General features: G+C 68.4%; 13 protein-coding genes. 6 read left to right on the top strand and 7 right to left on the bottom strand.

What is annotated here, in order from left to right; translation table 11 throughout:
• Positions 1-12: 12 nt before the first annotated feature.
• Genes H1R19_RS02640 through H1R19_RS02620 form a run of 5 tightly spaced genes read left to right on the top strand, consistent with a single transcriptional unit; the run spans position 13 to position 8,573 of the window.
• Positions 13-1,812, top strand: a complete 1,800-nt coding sequence (locus H1R19_RS02640) for an IucA/IucC family protein (RefSeq protein WP_372632587.1) — start codon at positions 13-15, stop codon at positions 1,810-1,812.
• The gene (locus H1R19_RS02635) at positions 1,809-4,163 is read left to right on the top strand and encodes a penicillin acylase family protein (RefSeq protein WP_219850500.1); all 2,355 of its coding nucleotides are present in this window, start codon (positions 1,809-1,811) and stop codon (positions 4,161-4,163) included. The genes H1R19_RS02640 and H1R19_RS02635 overlap by 4 nt, the downstream gene beginning before the upstream one ends.
• Positions 4,151-5,647 carry a condensation domain-containing protein gene (locus H1R19_RS02630; RefSeq protein WP_219850499.1) on the top strand — a complete coding sequence of 499 codons (1,497 nt, stop codon included), beginning with the start codon at positions 4,151-4,153 and terminating at the stop codon, positions 5,645-5,647. Before H1R19_RS02635 ends, H1R19_RS02630 begins: the two co-directional genes overlap by 13 nt.
• Positions 5,644-7,257, top strand: coding sequence for a pyridoxal phosphate-dependent decarboxylase family protein (locus H1R19_RS02625; RefSeq protein WP_372632549.1), 1,614 nt, complete (start codon positions 5,644-5,646; stop codon positions 7,255-7,257). The genes H1R19_RS02630 and H1R19_RS02625 overlap by 4 nt, the downstream gene beginning before the upstream one ends.
• Positions 7,254-8,573, top strand: a complete 1,320-nt coding sequence (locus H1R19_RS02620; RefSeq protein WP_188331099.1) for a lysine N(6)-hydroxylase/L-ornithine N(5)-oxygenase family protein — start codon at positions 7,254-7,256, stop codon at positions 8,571-8,573. The genes H1R19_RS02625 and H1R19_RS02620 overlap by 4 nt, the downstream gene beginning before the upstream one ends.
• A gap of 316 nt (positions 8,574-8,889) precedes the next feature.
• On the opposite strand, the gene H1R19_RS02615 is transcribed toward H1R19_RS02620, so the two are convergent.
• The 6 genes from H1R19_RS02615 to H1R19_RS02590 all read right to left on the bottom strand — a co-directional run bounded on the left by H1R19_RS02615 (position 8,890) and on the right by H1R19_RS02590 (position 15,051).
• On the bottom strand, positions 8,890-9,861 hold the full coding sequence (locus H1R19_RS02615) for an ABC transporter substrate-binding protein (protein ID WP_219850497.1): 972 nt from the start codon (positions 9,859-9,861) through the stop codon (positions 8,890-8,892).
• Between the two features lie 73 nt (positions 9,862-9,934).
• On the bottom strand, positions 9,935-10,753 hold the full coding sequence (locus H1R19_RS02610) for an MTB12 C-terminal domain-containing protein (protein WP_219850496.1): 819 nt from the start codon (positions 10,751-10,753) through the stop codon (positions 9,935-9,937).
• A gap of 106 nt (positions 10,754-10,859) precedes the next feature.
• Entirely contained in the window at positions 10,860-12,164 is a 1,305-nt protein-coding gene (locus tag H1R19_RS02605) for a wax ester/triacylglycerol synthase family O-acyltransferase (protein WP_219850495.1), read from the bottom strand.
• Between the two features lie 49 nt (positions 12,165-12,213).
• Positions 12,214-13,413: an acyl-CoA dehydrogenase family protein gene (locus H1R19_RS02600; RefSeq protein WP_219850494.1), complete on the bottom strand. Its 1,200-nt coding sequence runs from the start codon at positions 13,411-13,413 to the stop codon at positions 12,214-12,216.
• The gene (locus H1R19_RS02595) at positions 13,410-13,664 is read right to left on the bottom strand and encodes an acyl carrier protein (RefSeq protein WP_188331094.1); all 255 of its coding nucleotides are present in this window, start codon (positions 13,662-13,664) and stop codon (positions 13,410-13,412) included. Before H1R19_RS02595 ends, H1R19_RS02600 begins: the two co-directional genes overlap by 4 nt.
• Before the next feature lie 46 nt (positions 13,665-13,710).
• Complete coding sequence (locus tag H1R19_RS02590) at positions 13,711-15,051, bottom strand: salicylate synthase (RefSeq protein ID WP_219850493.1); 1,341 nt, start codon at positions 15,049-15,051, stop codon at positions 13,711-13,713.
• A 159-nt stretch (positions 15,052-15,210) separates the two neighbouring features.
• On the opposite strand from H1R19_RS02590, the gene H1R19_RS02585 reads away from it, so the two are divergent.
• Positions 15,211-16,875 carry a (2,3-dihydroxybenzoyl)adenylate synthase gene (locus tag H1R19_RS02585; RefSeq protein ID WP_219850492.1) on the top strand — a complete coding sequence of 555 codons (1,665 nt, stop codon included), beginning with the start codon at positions 15,211-15,213 and terminating at the stop codon, positions 16,873-16,875.
• A gap of 27 nt (positions 16,876-16,902) precedes the next feature.
• Here the strand turns inward: H1R19_RS02585 and H1R19_RS02580 are convergent, their stop codons facing one another.
• Complete coding sequence (locus tag H1R19_RS02580; protein ID WP_219850491.1) at positions 16,903-17,250, bottom strand: GNAT family N-acetyltransferase; 348 nt, start codon at positions 17,248-17,250, stop codon at positions 16,903-16,905.
• Positions 17,251-17,274: the final 24 nt, after the last annotated feature.

Genomic DNA, 17,274 nt, shown 5'->3' with positions numbered 1-17,274 from the left:
CAGGAATTCGCGGTGCGCTCGCCCGGCGAACCGACCGGCACGTCGGCCTCCGGGAACCACCGGCAGACCTATCACACCAGGATCGCCAAGAAGATCCTCGCCGAGTTCTCCCACGAACGGGCCTTGCATCCCACCGAGACCGGCGACGGCAACTACGTCGTGACCTCGGCCGACGGTTCCACCGCATATCACTTCCGCGCCGACCGGTTGTCCCTGGACAGCTGGGCGATCGACGAGTCGTCGTTGCGTCGCGTGCGCGACGGTGCCGAACTCCCGGTCGACGCGATCACACTCGTCATCGATCTGGCGCCGATGCTGGGAATCTCCCCGCAGGCCCTGCCGGACTACCTCGAGGAGTTCATCAACACCCTCGCCATCAGCACCGATCGTCCCGACGAACGACGCATCGCCGCAGCCGATCTCGCCCGCGCCGACTTCCAGACCATCGAGAAGACGATGACCGAGGGTCACCCGTGCATCGTCGCCAACGCCGGACGTCTGGGTTTCAGCGCCGACGACATCGACCGCTACGCCCCGGAGGTGGGCAACCGCTTCCGGCTCGTCTGGGTTGCCGCGCGCCGCGAGGACTGCGATGTCGCGACGGTCAGCGACGTCGACTACGACGCCATGCTCGTCGAGGAACTCGGCGAACACACGCTGGCCGACTTCGATGCCACTCTGCGTGAGTCGGGTTGCGATCCGGCCGATTACCGCTACCTGCCGGTGCACCCGTGGCAGTGGGTGGAGAAGGTCCAGAAGCTGTACGCCGCCGACATCGCCGAGCGGCGCATCGTCGCGGTCGGTGAGAGTCCGGACCTGTACCAGGCCCAGCAGTCGATCCGCACCGTCTTCAACGCCTCGACCCCGACCCGCAACTATGTGAAGGTCGCCCTGTCGATCGTGAACATGGGCTTCACCCGGGGAATGTCGGCGGACTACATGCGCACGACGCCGCTGATCAACAACTGGGTCCGTGGACTCGTCGCCGACGATCCGTACCTCACCGCCATCGGGTTCGAGATGATCTTCGAGGTCGCCGCGATCGGTTACCGCAGCCCCACTTTCACCCCCATCACGCAGCCGGGGTCGGAGTACCGCAAGATCCTGTCCGCGCTCTGGCGTCAGAGCCCGGTCACCTTGGCCACCGCCGACGAACAGCTCTCGACGATGGCCGCGTTGCTCCACGTCGACCATCACGGCGCACCACTGGTGGGTGCCTTCATCGAGCGCTCCGGAATCCCTGCGTCGGAATGGGTTCGGCGCTACCTGCGGACCTACCTGCACCCGATCACCTATCTGCTCTACCGGTACGAGCTGAAGTTCTCCCCCCACGGCGAGAACCTCATCCTCATCCTCGACGACGGCATCCCGGTCCGCGCCATCCTCAAGGACATCGGCGAAGAGGTGTCGGTGTTCGGTGAGCCCGAAGGACTTCCGGCGAACTGCGCGCGCGTGCTCACCACCGAACCCGACGAGATCCGCAATCTCGGTGTGCTCTCGGATGTTTTCGACGACTTCCTGCGGCCGCTCGCCGAGGTGCTCCACACGCAAGGTCTCGTCGACGACGCCGAGTTCTGGTCGCTGGTGGCGCAGAGCCTGCGCGAGTTCGTCACCGCGCACCCCGATCTCGAGGACAAGTTCGCCAAGTGGGACCTGTTCGCACCGGAGTTCGGGGCGGTGCACATGAACGGCCTGCAGTTGCGCAACAACAAGCGGATGGTCGACATCGAGGACTCCTACGCCTCGCTGATCGACGCCGGGCACCGGCTGACCAACCCAATCGCCGAACGCGAACAGGTGGCCCCGAGATGACCGGTACCCCCACGGGGACCGTCCCGGCGTCGGAGATCCTCCGCGACGCCCACGGAATCCCCCACGTGCTCGCGGCCACCCCGGTCGGCGCACTGTACGGACAGGGTCGTGCGTGCGCACAGGATCGCCGGTGGCAGATCGAGTTCATGCGACTGCGCGCCGAGGGGCGTACCGCCGAGGTGTTCGGCGAATCCTGCGTCGAATGGGACACTTTCGCCCGTCGCGCGCAACTCGACGCGGTGGCGAAGAGGATCTTCGGGGCATCGTCGGACCGGACGCGCGCCCTCATCACCGCATACGTCGACGGCGTCAACAGCACCCTCGGAGACTTCGGAGACCGCGGGGCTGATTCGGACGCACCGGAACTCGCCGCGCTGAACCACCGGCCGGAGGCCTGGCAGCCCTGGACCCCGATCTCGGTGTTCATCATGCATCACGTGCTGTTCGGCCGGTTCACCACCAAGTTGTTCCGACTGCACGCGTGCCGGACGCTCGGTCTGGATGCGTTGCGGTTCTGGGATTTCGAGACCAGAGATCTCGACCCGACGATGCCGCCCATGCCGGACCAGGCGTTCCTCGACGAGATTCTCGCGCTCACCGAGCCCTCGGCGCCGCGAGACCCGGCGCCCGCCGTCGACCTCGGTGATCCGATGTCGGGCAGCAACGCCTGGGGAGTGGGCGCTGCGCGCAGCAGCACCGGTTCCCCGATCGTCGCAGGCGATCCCCATCGGTTCCTCGAGTTGCCGGGGATCTACCAGCAGTTCCACCTGGCCGCGACCGAATCGGACCCGGCTGGCGACATGGCGCCCTTCGACGTCGCGGGTTTCGCCTTCGCCGGTGTCCCCGGTGTGCCCCACTTCTGCCAGGGCGACGAGATCGCCTGGGGCATCACCAACGCCATGGGCGACTACCAGGATCTCTACCTCGAACGGCTGTCCCGGGACGACGCGGGCGTCCTGGTCGTCGAAGTGCCCGGTGGCGGCCGCGTCGAGGCCGCGGTCCACACCGAACAGATCACCGTCCGGAACGCCGAACCCGTTGCGGTGGAGGTCATCACCACACCCAACGGTGCGATCGTCTTCGGCGGTCCGGACGAGTCGTTCGCGATGAGCCTGCGTTCACCGATGCTGTCGGAGGACGTCACCTTCGACGCCCCGCTCGACCTGCTGTTCGCTCGGACGATGGCCGACGTCGAAGCAGCGTTGTCCTCGTGGACCGAGCCGGTGAACCGCGCCGTCATCGCCCACGCCGACGGCAGCGTCGCAACCCATGTGGCCGGCCGGGTCCCGGTCCGCGCGTCCGAGAACTACTGGCTCCCGGTACCCGGGTGGGAGGCCCGGCACCAGTGGCAGGGCTACGAGGCGGGTTCGCTCGGTGACCCGGACTTCGACGCCACCACCCCCGGTGCGGGCGTCACCGTCACGGCCAACCAGCGGATGTCCGACGTCCCACCGCTGCAACCGATGACGAGCGAATGTGTGGAACCGTTCCGCTCGGTCCGGATCACCGAACTCCTGGACGGGCTCGACTCGGTGAGTCCGCAGGACTGCGCCGACATCCACGCCGACATCCGCCTCGAGCAGGCCGAGGTGGTCCAGGAGCTGCTCTCGCGGATTCGTGGCACCAATGCCGAGGCCGAGGAGATCCGTCGACGCCTCGTCGCCTGGGACACGACGATGGCCGCCGACAGCACCGATGCCTACCTGTACGCCGAGTTCCGCACCCAGCTCGTCCTCGGCGTCGCGCGCACCGATGTGCTGGCCCCGCTGCGCGGACCGCACGGCTTCCCGGCCGTGTTCCAGCCATGGTTCGTGCCCGAGCCCCGCCTGGCCACGGCACTGACATCAGTGGTCGCCAACACCGACAGCATCGGCATCGACATCGAGGCCGTGGCGGTCGAGGCACTGACCGCGGTCCACGCGCGCATCGAGGCGCTCGGGACCATTCCCACGTGGGGCAGCGTGCACGTGCTCGCGCCGATCCACGGCTTCGATCTGGTCGGCGCCTCACCGCACCATCCGGAACTGTTCGCCGGTCTGCGCCCGGTGCCGTTGCCGCTGGCGGGTGACGCCGAATGCGTCTTCGCCAACGCCGCCGCGGTGGGCTCGCACATGTGCATCACCGGTGCGGCCGCGCGCTACGTGTGGGACCTCGCCGACCCGGGTGCGAGCCGCTGGGTCGTGCCTCTGGGCGCCTGCGGAGATCCACGTTCCGACCACTTCCAGGACCAGGCCCCGCTGTGGGCCCGGGGGGAGCTCATCGACGTCGTACGCGACTGGGACACGTTGCGTGCGCAGGCTTCCGCCGACCACACCGACCGCCAACTCGAGGGGGACCCATGCCGGAGTTGACCGAAGCGCGATACACGCTGCTGCGGCAGCGTCTCTCCCGCGCCGGCACCGGAATTCCCGATCAGGTCACGACCGCCGAGCCCGCAACCGGGGGTGTGCCGTTCGGGGAGTTCGGCATCGCCGAACGCCGGATGTGGAAGATCTATGAGCTCGACCCGCAATCGTTGTCCCACAACATCGGTCTCGTCCTCGAGTTCGGCGGCACCCGCACCGTCGGCTCGGTGGTCGCCGCGGCCGAGCTGCTCGTCGAACGCTTCGACGTGCTGCGTTCGGTCGTCGAGGTCGACGACTCCGGGGTGCCGCGTCGCCGTCCCGTGCAGCGCGCGGGCGCCTGGGATGCGTCGGGTTCGGTGTGGACGTGGGGCGGCGGCGCGACCGATGGCCCGGAGCCCGCCCACGCCGAAGACATCGACACCGACATCGACGTCGACATCGACACCGTCGCCACCCGCCTGACCCGCACCGCCTTCGACCTGTTCACCGAAACCCCGCTGCGACTGCGGGTCTCCGGCGTCGACGGCGCCGTGACGATGATCCTCGTCGTCCATCACCTCGCAGTGGACGACACGTCCTGGCCGCTGCTGTTGGGAACCCTGGTGTCCGGGTCGTGGCCGGGCGACCTCGGTGCCGACGCCCGGCCGGGTACCCCGGATACCGCCACGGCAGCCGATGCCGCCGAACGCGCTGTGCGCCACGCACTCACGACGTGGGCAGCCGACGACGTCCGTCATCCGCTGTCGGGAGAGCTGCCCACCGAGAGCGCCGAGGAGAGCTGGCTCTCCCCGATGGACGACCGCGAGGGCATCAAGGCCGCCGTCCCGGTGGCGCACGACTCGCTCACGGCCTTCACCCGGGTCGCCCAGACCGTCGGAGCGACACCGAACGCTCTGCTGATCGGCGTCTGCTCACTGGCCACGTACGCGCTGACCGGAGCCGCCGACCACGTCCTGGTGGTCCCCGCCGACAACCGGCACCGAGCACAGTCGCCACAGCACATCGGCTACTGCGGCAACATCATTCCGATGCGCTTCGGGATCGACCCGTCGGCCACGGTCGAGCAGAACCTGCGTGAGGCCGGTGCGGTCATCTACCGCGCGATGGAGCACGCCGGCACGGACTTCGGGCCGATCCTGACCGCACTGCGGCAGCAGGGTGGCCGCTTCCCGATCATGGAGATCATGGCGTCGGTGCGTCCGGCGCCGCTGCGCGGCATCCCGCAACCCGCCGACGCCCCGGTGACCTGCCGGTCGGTGTTCAACGGGATCGCCAACTACCCCCTGTCCATCGCCTTCGAGGCCGACGACACCACCACGCACGTGGAGGTCGATCACCAGCCGGGCGTCGTCGCCGACGAGGTGGCCGCACGCGCCACCGTCGTGCTCACCTCGCTCGTCGACCTGATCCCGGCCTCGTTGACCGACACCGTCTCCGCGCTGATCGGAACCGTCGAGCAGCGCGTCGCACAGAAACTCACCGTCGGATGACCCGCCGTTCATCCCGACCCACCGCATCAGAGGCAGCAGAGGGGAACTCAGTGATCGAAGACCGCCAGTCGACTTGGGGTGCTTCACGATTCGCTCGGCCGGGAGGCGGCTGGGCCGATGTCGGTCGCAGTCTCGCCGAGGCGGCGGCCGCGGTCACCGAGCACCACCACGGCGCACCCCTGCCCCCGGGCGACCCCGTCGCGGTCCTCGCAGCGGTCACCGCGTTGCTCGGCCCGCACGGGGTCCCCGAATCCGGCATCGGCGAATCCGAGGCCCTCACCCGGCTGGCGCATCTGGTCGCGGAGTACGGCCTCGACCTCACCCATCCCATGGCCGCTGCGCATCTGCAGCCTGCCCCGCTGTCGGTGGCGGTCGCCGCAGACGCGCTGGCCAGCGCGACCAACGCCTCGCTGGACACCTACGATTCCGGGCCCGCGACGCTCGCGCTCGAGACCTGGACCGTCCAGTCGCTCGCGCGCATGGCCGGGTTCGGTGAACGCGCCGGCGGAGTGTTCAGTCCCGGTGGTTCGATCTCGAATCTGCTGGCGCTCATGATCGCGCGCGATCACACCGCCGCTCGCAGGGGAATCGACGTCCGCCATGACGGGGTCGGCGCACTGCGCCGTCCGGTGGTGTTCTGCTCGCGCGTCGCCCACTTCTCGGTGCACCGCGCATGCGCCGCACTGGGACTCGGCGAGTCCGCGGTCATCCCGGTGGACGTCGACTCACAGCACCGGATGATCCCCGAGGCCCTCGAGGCAGCGATACGCGACGCCGGTGCGGCCACCCCGCTGGCGATCGTCGCCACCGCCGGAACCACCGACTTCGGCACCGTCGACCCGCTGCCCGAGATCGCCGACATCGCCGAACGTCACGAGATCTGGCTGCACGTCGACGCCGCCTACGGATTCGGTGCGCTGTTCTCCGACCGGCTGGCCGGCCTGCTGACCGGCATCGATCGCGCCGATTCGGTGACCCTCGACCTGCACAAGGTCGGCTGGCAGCCCGCCGCGGCGAGCGTCATGCTGCTGTCGGACGCCAATCGCTTCGTCTCGCTGAACCGTTCGGTCGCCTACCTCAATCCCGACGACGACGTCGAAGCCGGCTACAACGGCCTTCTCGGCCAGACCCTGCAGACGACTCGCCGCCCCGACGTACTGAAAGTCGCCGCAACGCTGTTGGCCTACGGCCGGAACACACTCGGAGAGATGCTCGAGCAGTGCAACGACCTCGCGGTCTACGCCGAGCAGCGCATCGCGACCGAGCTCCAGCTCGAGCTGATCGCGCCGGTCTCGCTGACCACCATCGTGTTCCGCTACCGTTGCGCCGACCTCGACGCGGTCAACGGTGAGCTGCGACGCCGCCTGATCACCGACGGCAAGGCACTCATCGGGCGCACACAGGTGCGCGTGCCCGGCGAGGACGAACCCCAGACCTGCCTGAAGCTGACACTGCTCAATCCGGAGACCTCCGAGAGCGACATCGACGAACTGTTCGATGAACTCCTGCGAGTTGCTCTCGAGGTGGAATCCGAAGGCACCGCCACCCAAGGCGACACAGTCCAGCGCGAAGAAATGCTGCGCGAAGAGATGATGAGAGTACCCGAATGAGCCCTGTTGAGAATGTAGACGTACTCGCGATCGGTTGCGGCCCCTTCAATCTGGGACTCGCCGCGCTCGCCTCCACCCTCGACGACGTCGACGTGCTGGTCGTCGACTCGCGCGAGGAGTTCCGGTGGCATCCGGGCCTGATGTTCGACGACGCGACACTCCAGGTGAGTTTCCTGTCCGACCTGGTGACGCTGGTCGATCCGACGCACCCCCTGTCGTTCCTGAACTACATGGCCGACATCGACCGCATGTACCGCTTCCTGGTTCGGGAGGACTTCTTCCCGACCCGCATCGAGTACGAGGCGTACCTGCTGTGGTGCGTGAATCGTCTCGACTCGCTTCGATTCGCCACCACCGTCGAGGAGGTCGTGTGGGACGCCGGGGCCGACGCCTTCCGCGTGACCATCCGCGTCGGTACGACGACCTCGACGGTGCTCGCCCGCCACGTCGTGGTCGGCATCGGCACCGAACCATTTGTTCCGCAAGCACTGTCGTCGGACTCACCGTCGGTGATCCACAGCTCGGACTACCTGTTCAACCAGGAGAAGGCGCTCGCCGCCGACACCGTCACGGTGATCGGTTCCGGGCAGTCGGGCGCCGAGATCGTCGTCGACCTGCTCGAGTCGAACCTGCGTGGCGGCCCCGCCGTCCGCTGGTGGACCCGCACCCCCTGGTTCGCTCCGCTGGACTTCACCAAACTGTCGCTGGAGATGACCACGCCCGCGTACATGGACTACTTCCACAGCCTGCCCGAGGCCGCACGGGACCGGGTTCGCCCGCAGCACTGGCAGTTCCACAAGGGCATCTCCACCGACACCCTTGACCGGCTCCACGATCTGCTGTACCGCCGTCAGCTGCAGGACAAGCTGAACCCGGTGCAACTGCGGATCTCCGTCGAGGTCGACGGTGTGGACACCCTCGCCGACGGCAAGCTGCAGGTACGCGGACGCCACCTCGACACCGGTTCCCAGCTGGCGCACACCACCGACATGGTCATCGCGTGCACCGGTTACCAGGCCCGCAAGGCTCACTTCCTCGGCCCCGTCGAGTCGTTCCTGCACCGTGATTCACGCGGACGGCTCGTCATCGGCGCCAATCACGAGATCGAGACCGAGCCCGCACTGACCAACCGCATCTTCGTGGCCAACGCCGAAGAGCACGCCCACGGCGTCTCGGCCCCCAACCTCGACATCGGTGCGGTCCGCAACGCGCGCATCCTCAACACCGTCCTCGGTCGTGAGGCCTACCGCCTGCCCAAGCAGACCGCGTTCACCAGCTTCGGTGCCACGGACGACGACGACGTCGTCGCGCCCTAGCCCCCAGACCGGAAGCCGAACGGCCGATTCGCATCGCGGATCGGCCGTTCATCTGTGTGGGAGCGGGCTGCTCTGAATCGGTCTGGTCGCCAGGTGGTTTCGACACGGCTCGACCAGCGGGGGCCTCCCGCCGGCCGAGTAGGTCCGAGCCATCGCACCCCACGCCGAACCGCCCGGGCCCAAGCAGCGCACCCCACGCCGGCCGAGTAGGTCCGAGCCCCCAGGGCGAGGGCCGCGATCGAGGCCCCGGAACCACAAACCGGCCCCGGCGTCGCACTGGCGACACCGGGGCCGGAATGGTCTGGGATGGGCGGGATCAGGCCGCGGCAGCCGCGAACGAGGGCTCGAGCAGATCCAAGACGTACGGGATCGAGTTCGGCGACGGCGCGTTGAGCCCGGTGATCTGCGACTGGGTCATGAACGTGACGGCGTTGCCTTTCACCGCTTTCAGGTTCTTGTATCCCGGCAGGCCACGCAGGGTCTCGGCCTGCTGCGGGGTGGCGGTCGCGACGACGAGCACATCGGCGTCGAGCATCGGGATGTTCTCCGTGCTCAGCCCGAAGCGCGGCTGGCCGGTGCGCTGGTACTCGGCTGCCAGCTTGGGCGCCATCTTCAGGCCGAGCTCGCTGAACAGCTTTGCCGCACCGTCGTTCTCGTCCCCGAGAACAGACAGCTGATCGTTGCCGTACATGAAGGCGAATGCGTAGGTCTTCCCGTTGAGCCCGGGGTTCTCCTCGCCGACCGCGGCGATCTTCGCCTTGGCGCCGTCGATGATCTGTTTCGCCTTCTCGGGCTCGTGCAGCACGGTTCCCATGACGGTGACCATGTCCTGCCAGGGGTCGATCTCCTGGCCGCTGATGGAGTTGACCGTCGGGGCGAGCTTCTCGATCTGCTGGAACTCCGGGCTGTTCGACGCGAAGCCGGGCGCGAAGATCAGGTCCGGGTCGAGCTTGGCGATGGTCGTCGCGTCGTCGCCCTTGGTGGGGTCGACGAAGGTGGCGTCGGCGAGTTTCTCGCCGTACCAGGGCTGCATCTCCCCCGTGGCCGACTTGGAGTAGTCGTAGTAGCCGACCGGGGTGACACCGAACGACAGCACGACGTCGGTCCACTGATCGCCCAATGTCACGATCCGCTCGGGAGTCTCCGGAATGGTGACCGACCGCCCGTCGGGCAGGTTGAGCTGCACCTGGCCGCCGGCCTCGTCATCCGAACTCGAGCAGCCGGCCAGCAGGCCTGCGAACATCAGCGCACTGGCGATGAGCGCGCCGAGGCGAAGTCGTGAAGTCACGGTGAAGATCTCCCAGTGGGTTGTTCGGTGTCGTCAGAGCAAGTGCCAGTCAGGCAAGTGGCCGCAGGGCAGGTCAGAGCGAGCAGGGAAGCAGCAGGAAGCCGGCGATGGTACAGACGCTCTTGTTGGACAGCTGCCACTTGGTGCCGTTCCACACCCACGTCATGGAGCGGTTCTGGCTGCCGCGTCCGACGATGCTGATCTGCAGCGGAGCGGTCATCGTCGTACCGCTGACCTGGACCGGATTGATCATCTGGTAGCTGAGGCCGACGTTGCCGTAGGTGGTGATCGCGGCCGCGACGGCGTCGATCTGGCGCAGCGCGCGCTCCCCGCCCTCGAGTTCGGCGATCCGCGCGGCACGGCTTCCGCGGGCGTCCATGATGATCTTGACCTTGGTGTTGAGTTGTCCCGGCGTGAGTGCCGTCGGCGCGGCGGCCGCCGCGGGTTGCTGCTGCTGCGGCGCGGTGGCCGCTCCCGGTGCGGGCGCCGGAGCCGGGGCCGGGTTGGCGGCCGGCGGAGCTCCGACGGTGCCGCCGCTCTCGGGTACGTTCTCGGCGGCCGGCGCGGGGGCCGGTGCCGCTGCGGGAGCCGGCTGACCGGGGACGGCGCCGGGCTGGTTGGCGCCGGCGACCGCCTGCGGCTGCATGGGATTCGCGGCGGCACCGAGGTTCATGACGGTCGGCTGGGCCGAGGTCGACGAGTCGTTCCGCTCGCTGACCACGAGACCGACGACGCCGATGGTGACGATGAGTGCGGAGATGACGGCAGCGACGCCTGCCGACGCCAGCACGGTGGGGATGTTGATCCCGCGCGACCGCTTCTCCGAACCCGCGTCCGGTTCATGGGTGTCGCCCACGGTCTCCGGGTCCTGGTAGTTGACGTCGTTGCGCATGGTGTTGTCTCCGTTGTGATGTTTTCGGTCGCCGGTGGTGTGGCCAGGTAGTGCATCGCGGCCGGGAACCCCCGGGTTACTAGGTGAGCCTAAGCTCGGTCGTCCGTCATGCTGACGGTAGGGCCTCCCGAAGGACTTCGTCGAGTGTCTCGACGAACTTTTCGGCGTACCCCGGTAGGGCTTCGGAGTCGGTGACGATCCCGAAGGTGGTGGTGTGTCCGAGGATGAGTGCGGTCACCGACAGCGAGTAACCCGCGAGCGGCGACAACGGCGTCAGGGTGACGATCGACTTGCCGAGCACCGATCGCACCCGCGAGAAGCCGGGATTGATGCCGACGTGGATGTCCGGGTGCATGTGCGACATCGACGCGTTCACGATGGCGCGCTGCAGGCCCCACAGCGGCGCGCGCGGCAGATCGTCGGCGGCGGCCAGGTAAAGCTCCGGCTTGCGTTCGGCGATGGTGCCCAATTCGCTTCGCGCCCGGTCGATCTGGCGAGACAGGTCTTTCTCGTTGCCCGGCAGGTTGAGGAGCGCGACAGACACTGCGTTGCCGGTGTGGCGGAACTCGTCGTCGAGAGTGACCGGCAGTGTCACACGGACGACCTCTGCCTGCGGTGCGGCGGGTGGGTTGATGCTGAGGGTGCGTCCGATGGCCGCGAGCAGGAACTCGTGGACGGTGGCGTCGTTGCGTTTGGCCGCCTTGCGCAGCGTGCGGGTCGACGCGGTGAACAGGGCGTGTTCGCGTCTGCCCGACTTCGTCAGGGCGGGCCATGCCCGCTTCTTGCCGCCGCCGGCGGCATGCTGGTCGGCGTAGGCCGCCTTCGCCTCCTTGAGCTTGTCCGGGTCGATGCCGCTGATGCGGAACCGGGGACTGGTGGCGAACCGCTCGAACTCGGCCAGATCCTCTTCCTCGCCGTCGGCGAGGAGCGCCGCGAACGCCGCGCCCGCGATGCCGTCGGAGATGCTGTGGTGCACACGCAGCAGAACCCACTGGCCGATGCCCTCGGCGCCGGCGGACGGGGTGAACAGCGTGATGTCCCAGAACGGGCGCGGCCGCGGCAGCGGGGTCTCCAGCAGCTTGGAGACCCTGCGGTTCAGGTGTGCGCGATCGGTGAAACCGAGCTCCGAGACGTGCTCGCCCGCATCCCAGCCCGCATCGGCGAGCACCACCTCGGGCTTACGCCACCGGCCGTTTCGAACGCCCATCCGGAAGATGTCGAACAGCCCGGCGCGTTCCCGCACACGTGCCCGCACCTCGTCGAGGCCGAGCAGCTCGCCGCCGGTGTCGAGTTCGAGGATCATCGACCAGTGCATGGGGGCACTGTCGGAATCCATGTGGAGATACGTGAAGTCCGGAGGCGCGAGTTCGGTCACGCGGGCATCTACCGGGGTGCTGACTGGACTGTTCATGGTGACCTCTGGTCGCGACGCCGGGGCGTCTGTGTGTCGGGGTGGACGCTCAGGGCGTCTGGTTGTCGGAACCGGAAAGCAGGGAACGGTAACGCTCGGTGTCGGGTTTCATCGCCGCGGCGACCAGTTCCCACAGGACCTCGTCAGTGCCGCCGCCGACCCGCGCCAGCTTCATGTCCCGCCACCAGCGTCCGATCGGTACGCCGGTGTCCAGGTAACCGATGCCGCCGAAGATGTGTAAGCACTCCGAGGCGACCTCCTCGCCGAGGTTGGCCGCCGTCGCCTTGAGGGCCGCCGCGGTCCGCAAGTTGATCTTGCCCTCGGCGGCAACACCTTTCAACGAATAGTCCAGCACGTCGACGCGGGCCTGCAGGTCGGCGATCCGCAGACGCAACGCCTGGTGGTCGTAGAGCTTCTTGCCGAACTGGGTACGGTCCATCATCCGGGCGAGGGTCACCCCGATCATCACCTCACAGGAGGCGGCGATCTGCGCGGCCACCGAGTAACGCTCGTGCGCCAGGCCCCAACTGATGATGGCCAGACCCGTTCCGGGGCGGGCGATCAGCGCCTCCTCCGGAATCCAGGCGTCGATCGTGACGGGCGCGGTGTCGAGGGGGCCGGCACCCAGCTTCTGGTATGGCTCGCCGACCTGGACCGAGTCGATGGGCACCGCGGCGAGTGCCACGTTGCCGCCCGCGTTCGCCAGGCCACCGTCGGGGCCGTCCTCGACGCCACGGCACACCACGAACATGTGGTCGGCGATGGGCGAGAGCGACACGAACTTCTTGTGCCCGACGACGCGGTATCCGCCGTTCTCGGGCGCGATCCGGGTCTCGGAGTTCTGCAGGTCCGAGCCGCCCTGCTCTTCGGAGGCACCGATGCACAGCACCGCCTCGGCGGTCATCGCGCGCTGGGCGAGGTCTTTGAGGTAGTCGGTACGACCGAAGCGGCGGAGGATGGCGATGGCCGAGTCGTGCAGGCTGACACCGACCCCGATGGCGCCCGAACCCAGCGCACCGAGGTGGCGTCCGAGCGCGAAGTGGTCGTGCAGGTCGGTGAGCTTTCGGTCCTCCCACTTGCGGGTGAAGACCCCTGCCTCACCGAGGTGCTCGAGGAGCGGCCGCGGGAAGCGGTGATCGCTCTCGGCCTGCGCGGTCCACGCGGTGACCCTCTCGTCGAAGGCCGCGTCGAGCAACTCTGCGTACGTCTGCGCTGTCGTGTTCGCGCTCTGGGCGGTGTCCACGCTCATCTGGGAGTTGCTGCGTCGGCCTTCGACCGGATCAGATCCTCGAGATCGCCGACCGTCTTGGACTCGAAGAGCTCGCGCTCGGACAGCTTCACGCCGAGACGCTCTTCGATGGCCACCACGCCGATGGCGAACGCCACCGAGTCCAGACCGAGGTCGTCGATCAGCTGGGAGTCGCGGCTGATGTCACCGAGCGCGAGGTCGAGGTCTTCCTCGAGGATGCCGCGCAGGGCTTCGGTGATGTTGTCGGACATGTGGTGACTCCTGAGATGGTGATGGTCGAAGGAACGTATCCGGTGATCAGCGTGCGATCACATAGGGGGCGACGCTGCCGAGCTTCTCGCAGGTCTCGGTGAACTCGCGCTCGGGCGTCGACTCGGCGACGATGCCGGCGCCGGCACGCAGCCACGCCCCGTCGACGGAGGAGAAGATGGTGCGCAGGGCGAGGGTCGCCTCGAGTTCTCCGGTCGACGACGCGGTCAGGATCGCGCCCGAGTACAGACCGCGGCGACGCGACTCGAGGCGGTCGATCGCCTCGACGGCCGGGGTCTTCGGTATGCCCGACGCGGTGATCGACGGGAACACGACCTCCAGTGCGCGCCAGGGTGTTTCGTGGTCGGCGAGGGTGCCCTGGACGGTGGATGCGAGGTGCTGGACGCTACCGCGCTCACGCACCTCCATGAACTCGCTCACCGCAGTGGTGGCGTCGACGGCGATCGAGGCGATCTCGTCGAAGCAGGCGCGCACCGACATGGCATGCTCGGCGATCTCCTTGGAATCGGAGAGCAGCTCGGCGCGGGCAGCCGCATCGCGTTCCACCGAGACCCCGAAAGCCCTTGTCCCGGCGAGCGGCTCGGTGACCACGGTGCGGTCGCCGTGCACCGCGACGACGAGTTCGGGACTGAAACCGGCGGCCTGCAGGTCGCCGAGGGAGAGCAGGTAGGAGCGTGCCGGATTGTTGTCGGCGCGGCCGCGCGCATAGGTCGCGGGGATGTCGACCTCGAAGGGGATGTCGACGGCGCGCGAGAGGATGACCTTCTGGTACCGCCCGCTGTGGATCTCGGCGATGGCCGTGGCGACGCGGCCGCGGTAGTCGTCGGGGTCGGCACTGACATCGACCGGCCGGGACTCGCCGGAAAGCTCTGCCGCCGAGGCGATCTCGAGGAGTCTGCGCGCACGGTCGGGGTCGGCGGTGCCGGTGTCGACGCCGTTCGCGTCGACGACCGCCTCGATTTCGGGGACGATCAGGTGCGCGAGCACGGTGTCGGCGGGAACGCGATCGAGGATGCCGTGGTACGGCGCACAGAAGTCGAAGCCGACCCAGCCGTACACGCGCCAGTCGGAGTCGGACAGCGCCGCGGTCGCGGCGGCGAGGGCGTCGGCCGGGTCTCCGTGCCATGCGGTGGTCGTGCGGTTGCCCTGGTCGTCGACGATGACCTCGTCCCGGGTGATCACGACTCGGGCGCGAACACCGGCCGCGAAGGTCCAGCGCCGGTTCCGCTCGTAGACGACGTGGTCACCGAACTCCCCGGAGCCCGCCCAGGCCGCCGTGATCCGTGCGGCGTCGGCCTCACTCAGCGGCGACGCGGGCGCCGGCAGGTCGACGAACCCCGCGGCGTGCGATTCGGTTGTCAGCGACATGTCCTTCGTTCCTCCGGTCGTGATGCGGTGAGGCACCGATGATCCTAGGGATCTTAGGGCAGCCTAATCAAGGTATCCCCCTGGGTCGACAGCGGAACGAACCCCCACTCGCGACGACCAGTAAGGTTACCCTACCCTGCGGCGTGTTTGAATGAACTCATGCCGACGCACCTCGACCACGTGACCGACCTGCTCGACGGCTTCACCCCGTATGCCCAGGCCGAGGCCCAGCGATACCGGGACGCCGGGATCTTCCGGGGCCTTCCGCTGTTCGCGGGCCTCGACCTCGCCACCGAACGCACACCGGACTCCCCCGCGGTCACCGATGCCACCGTCGACGGACCGCGGACACTCACCTACGCCGAGTTCCGCCGCGCGACGCTCCGGCGGGCGGCAGGCTTCGTCGACGCCGGGCTGCGTCCCGGCCTGCGCGTGGTCCTGCAGCAGAACAACTCCCTCGACTTCGCCGTCACCCTCGTCGGCCTGCTCCGCGCGGGCGTCGTGCCGGTGATGACGCTGCCCGCCCACCGGATCACCGAGATCGCCCATCTGGCCGCGGGCGCCGACGCCGTCGCCTACATCGGCGAGGACGGCCGCCGCGGATTCGACTTCCGCGACCTGGCGACCGAGCTGCAGGCCCGCGTCCCCGGCGTCGCCCAGATCTTCATCTCCGGCGATCCCGGACCGTTCGCCGCGATCCCCGACGCCGACCCGTCGGCCGTCGAACTGCCGGCCGACCCCGATCCGACGATCCCCGCGCTGTTCCTGGTGTCCGGCGGCACCACCGGGCTGCCCAAGCTCATCGCGCGTACCCACGACGACTACGACCTCAACGCCCGCCGGTCCGCCGAGGTCGCACGCCTGACCGCCGACGACACCTACCTCGTGGCGCTGCCCGCGGCGCACAACTTCCCGCTGTGCTGCCCGGGAATCCTGGGGACGTTCCTCGTCGGCGGCCACGTGGTCTTCACCGACAATCCGAGCCCGGACAACACCTTCGACCTCATCGAAGCCCACCGCGTCACGGTGACCGCCCTGGTCCCGGCCCTGGCACAACTGTGGTGTGCGGCGACCGAATGGGAGCCCGCCGACATCAGCTCGCTGCGGCTGCTCCAGGTCGGCGGCGCCAAACTGGCCCAGCCCGACGCCGTCGCGCTCGATGCGGCACTCGGCGACGTCGTACAGCAGGTGTTCGGCATGGCCGAGGGCCTCATCTGCTACACCCGGCCCGACGAACCCCGCGATCTCGTCCACGAGGTGCAGGGTTCACCGATGTCGGAGTTCGACGAGGTTCGCGTCGTCGACGAGGACGGCGCCGACGTGCCCGATGGCGAGGAGGGCGAGCTGCTGGTGCGCGGGCCGTACACGATCCGCGGGTACTACAGGGCCGCGGCCCACAACGAGAAGTCCTTCACACCCGACGGGTTCTACCGCTCCGGCGACAAGGTCACCCGCCTGCCCTCCGGCCACCTCGCGGTGACCGGGCGCATCAAGGACACCATCGTGCGGGCCGGCGAGAACGTCGCCGCCGACGACGTCGAGGAGAACCTCCTCGCCCACTCGTCGATCCGTCAGGTCGCGGTGGTCGGCTTACCCGACGACGCCCTCGGCGAGAAGATCTGCGCGGCCGTCGTGCTCTCCCACGAGCACCCGTCGGAACGGCCGCTGGAGCTGAGAACGCTTCGCACGTTCCTCGCCGAGCGCGGACTGGCGTCGTTCAAACTTCCCGACGTGGTCCGCGTGGTCACGACACTCCCGGTCACCGCGGTCGGCAAGATCGACAAGAAGGTGCTGCGGGAGACACTGCTGGCCACCGCCGACTGAGCGCGCCGAAGCTGCTACCTCGGCCACTCACACCGGCGCGAGGTCGACCACTCCCGGGTGCGTGTCGAGGTAGCGCTTGGTGAACGTGCACACCGGCCTCATCCGCGCACCCTGGTCACGGGCGTAGTGGATGACGGTGCGGGTGAGTCGCGTGGCGAGACCATGGCCGCTGTACTCGTCGTACAGAACCGTGTGCAGCACGGTGATCGTGGTTTCGCCGTCGACGGTCTCGGTCGAGTAGCCGGCGACTCCGACGAGGTCGCCGGCAACCCAGAGTTCGAAGCGGTCGCGGTCTCGGTTGTGCACCACCTGCGAGATCTGCTGCAGAATCGACTTCGCCGATTGCGGTGGCCGGTGACGATACTTGCGCCGCACCTACCCCTCCTCACCTCTGGGACA

It is taken from the genome of Gordonia jinghuaiqii (assembly GCF_014041935.1).
Taxonomy (GTDB): Bacteria; Actinomycetota; Actinomycetes; order Mycobacteriales; family Mycobacteriaceae; genus Gordonia; species Gordonia jinghuaiqii.
The sequence above is the reverse complement of the archived record's forward strand: the minus strand, read 5'-3'. Positions and strand labels throughout refer to the sequence as shown.

What these genes read in the sequence shown, in the direction of transcription:
- H1R19_RS02595 (WP_188331094.1), bottom strand. Translation starts at nt 13,664, where the DNA reads ATGTCCGACAACATCACCGAAGCCCTGCGCGGCATCCTCGAGGAAGAC.
- H1R19_RS02590 (WP_219850493.1), bottom strand. Translation starts at nt 15,051, where the DNA reads ATGTCGCTGACAACCGAATCGCACGCCGCGGGGTTCGTCGACCTGCCG.
- H1R19_RS02635 (WP_219850500.1), top strand. Translation starts at nt 1,809, where the DNA reads ATGACCGGTACCCCCACGGGGACCGTCCCGGCGTCGGAGATCCTCCGC.
- H1R19_RS02625 (WP_372632549.1), top strand. Translation starts at nt 5,644, where the DNA reads ATGACCCGCCGTTCATCCCGACCCACCGCATCAGAGGCAGCAGAGGGG.
- H1R19_RS02605 (WP_219850495.1), bottom strand. Translation starts at nt 12,164, where the DNA reads ATGAACAGTCCAGTCAGCACCCCGGTAGATGCCCGCGTGACCGAACTC.
- H1R19_RS02585 (WP_219850492.1), top strand. Translation starts at nt 15,211, where the DNA reads ATGCCGACGCACCTCGACCACGTGACCGACCTGCTCGACGGCTTCACC.
- H1R19_RS02630 (WP_219850499.1), top strand. Translation starts at nt 4,151, where the DNA reads ATGCCGGAGTTGACCGAAGCGCGATACACGCTGCTGCGGCAGCGTCTC.
- H1R19_RS02610 (WP_219850496.1), bottom strand. Translation starts at nt 10,753, where the DNA reads ATGCGCAACGACGTCAACTACCAGGACCCGGAGACCGTGGGCGACACC.
- H1R19_RS02600 (WP_219850494.1), bottom strand. Translation starts at nt 13,413, where the DNA reads ATGAGCGTGGACACCGCCCAGAGCGCGAACACGACAGCGCAGACGTAC.
- H1R19_RS02620 (WP_188331099.1), top strand. Translation starts at nt 7,254, where the DNA reads ATGAGCCCTGTTGAGAATGTAGACGTACTCGCGATCGGTTGCGGCCCC.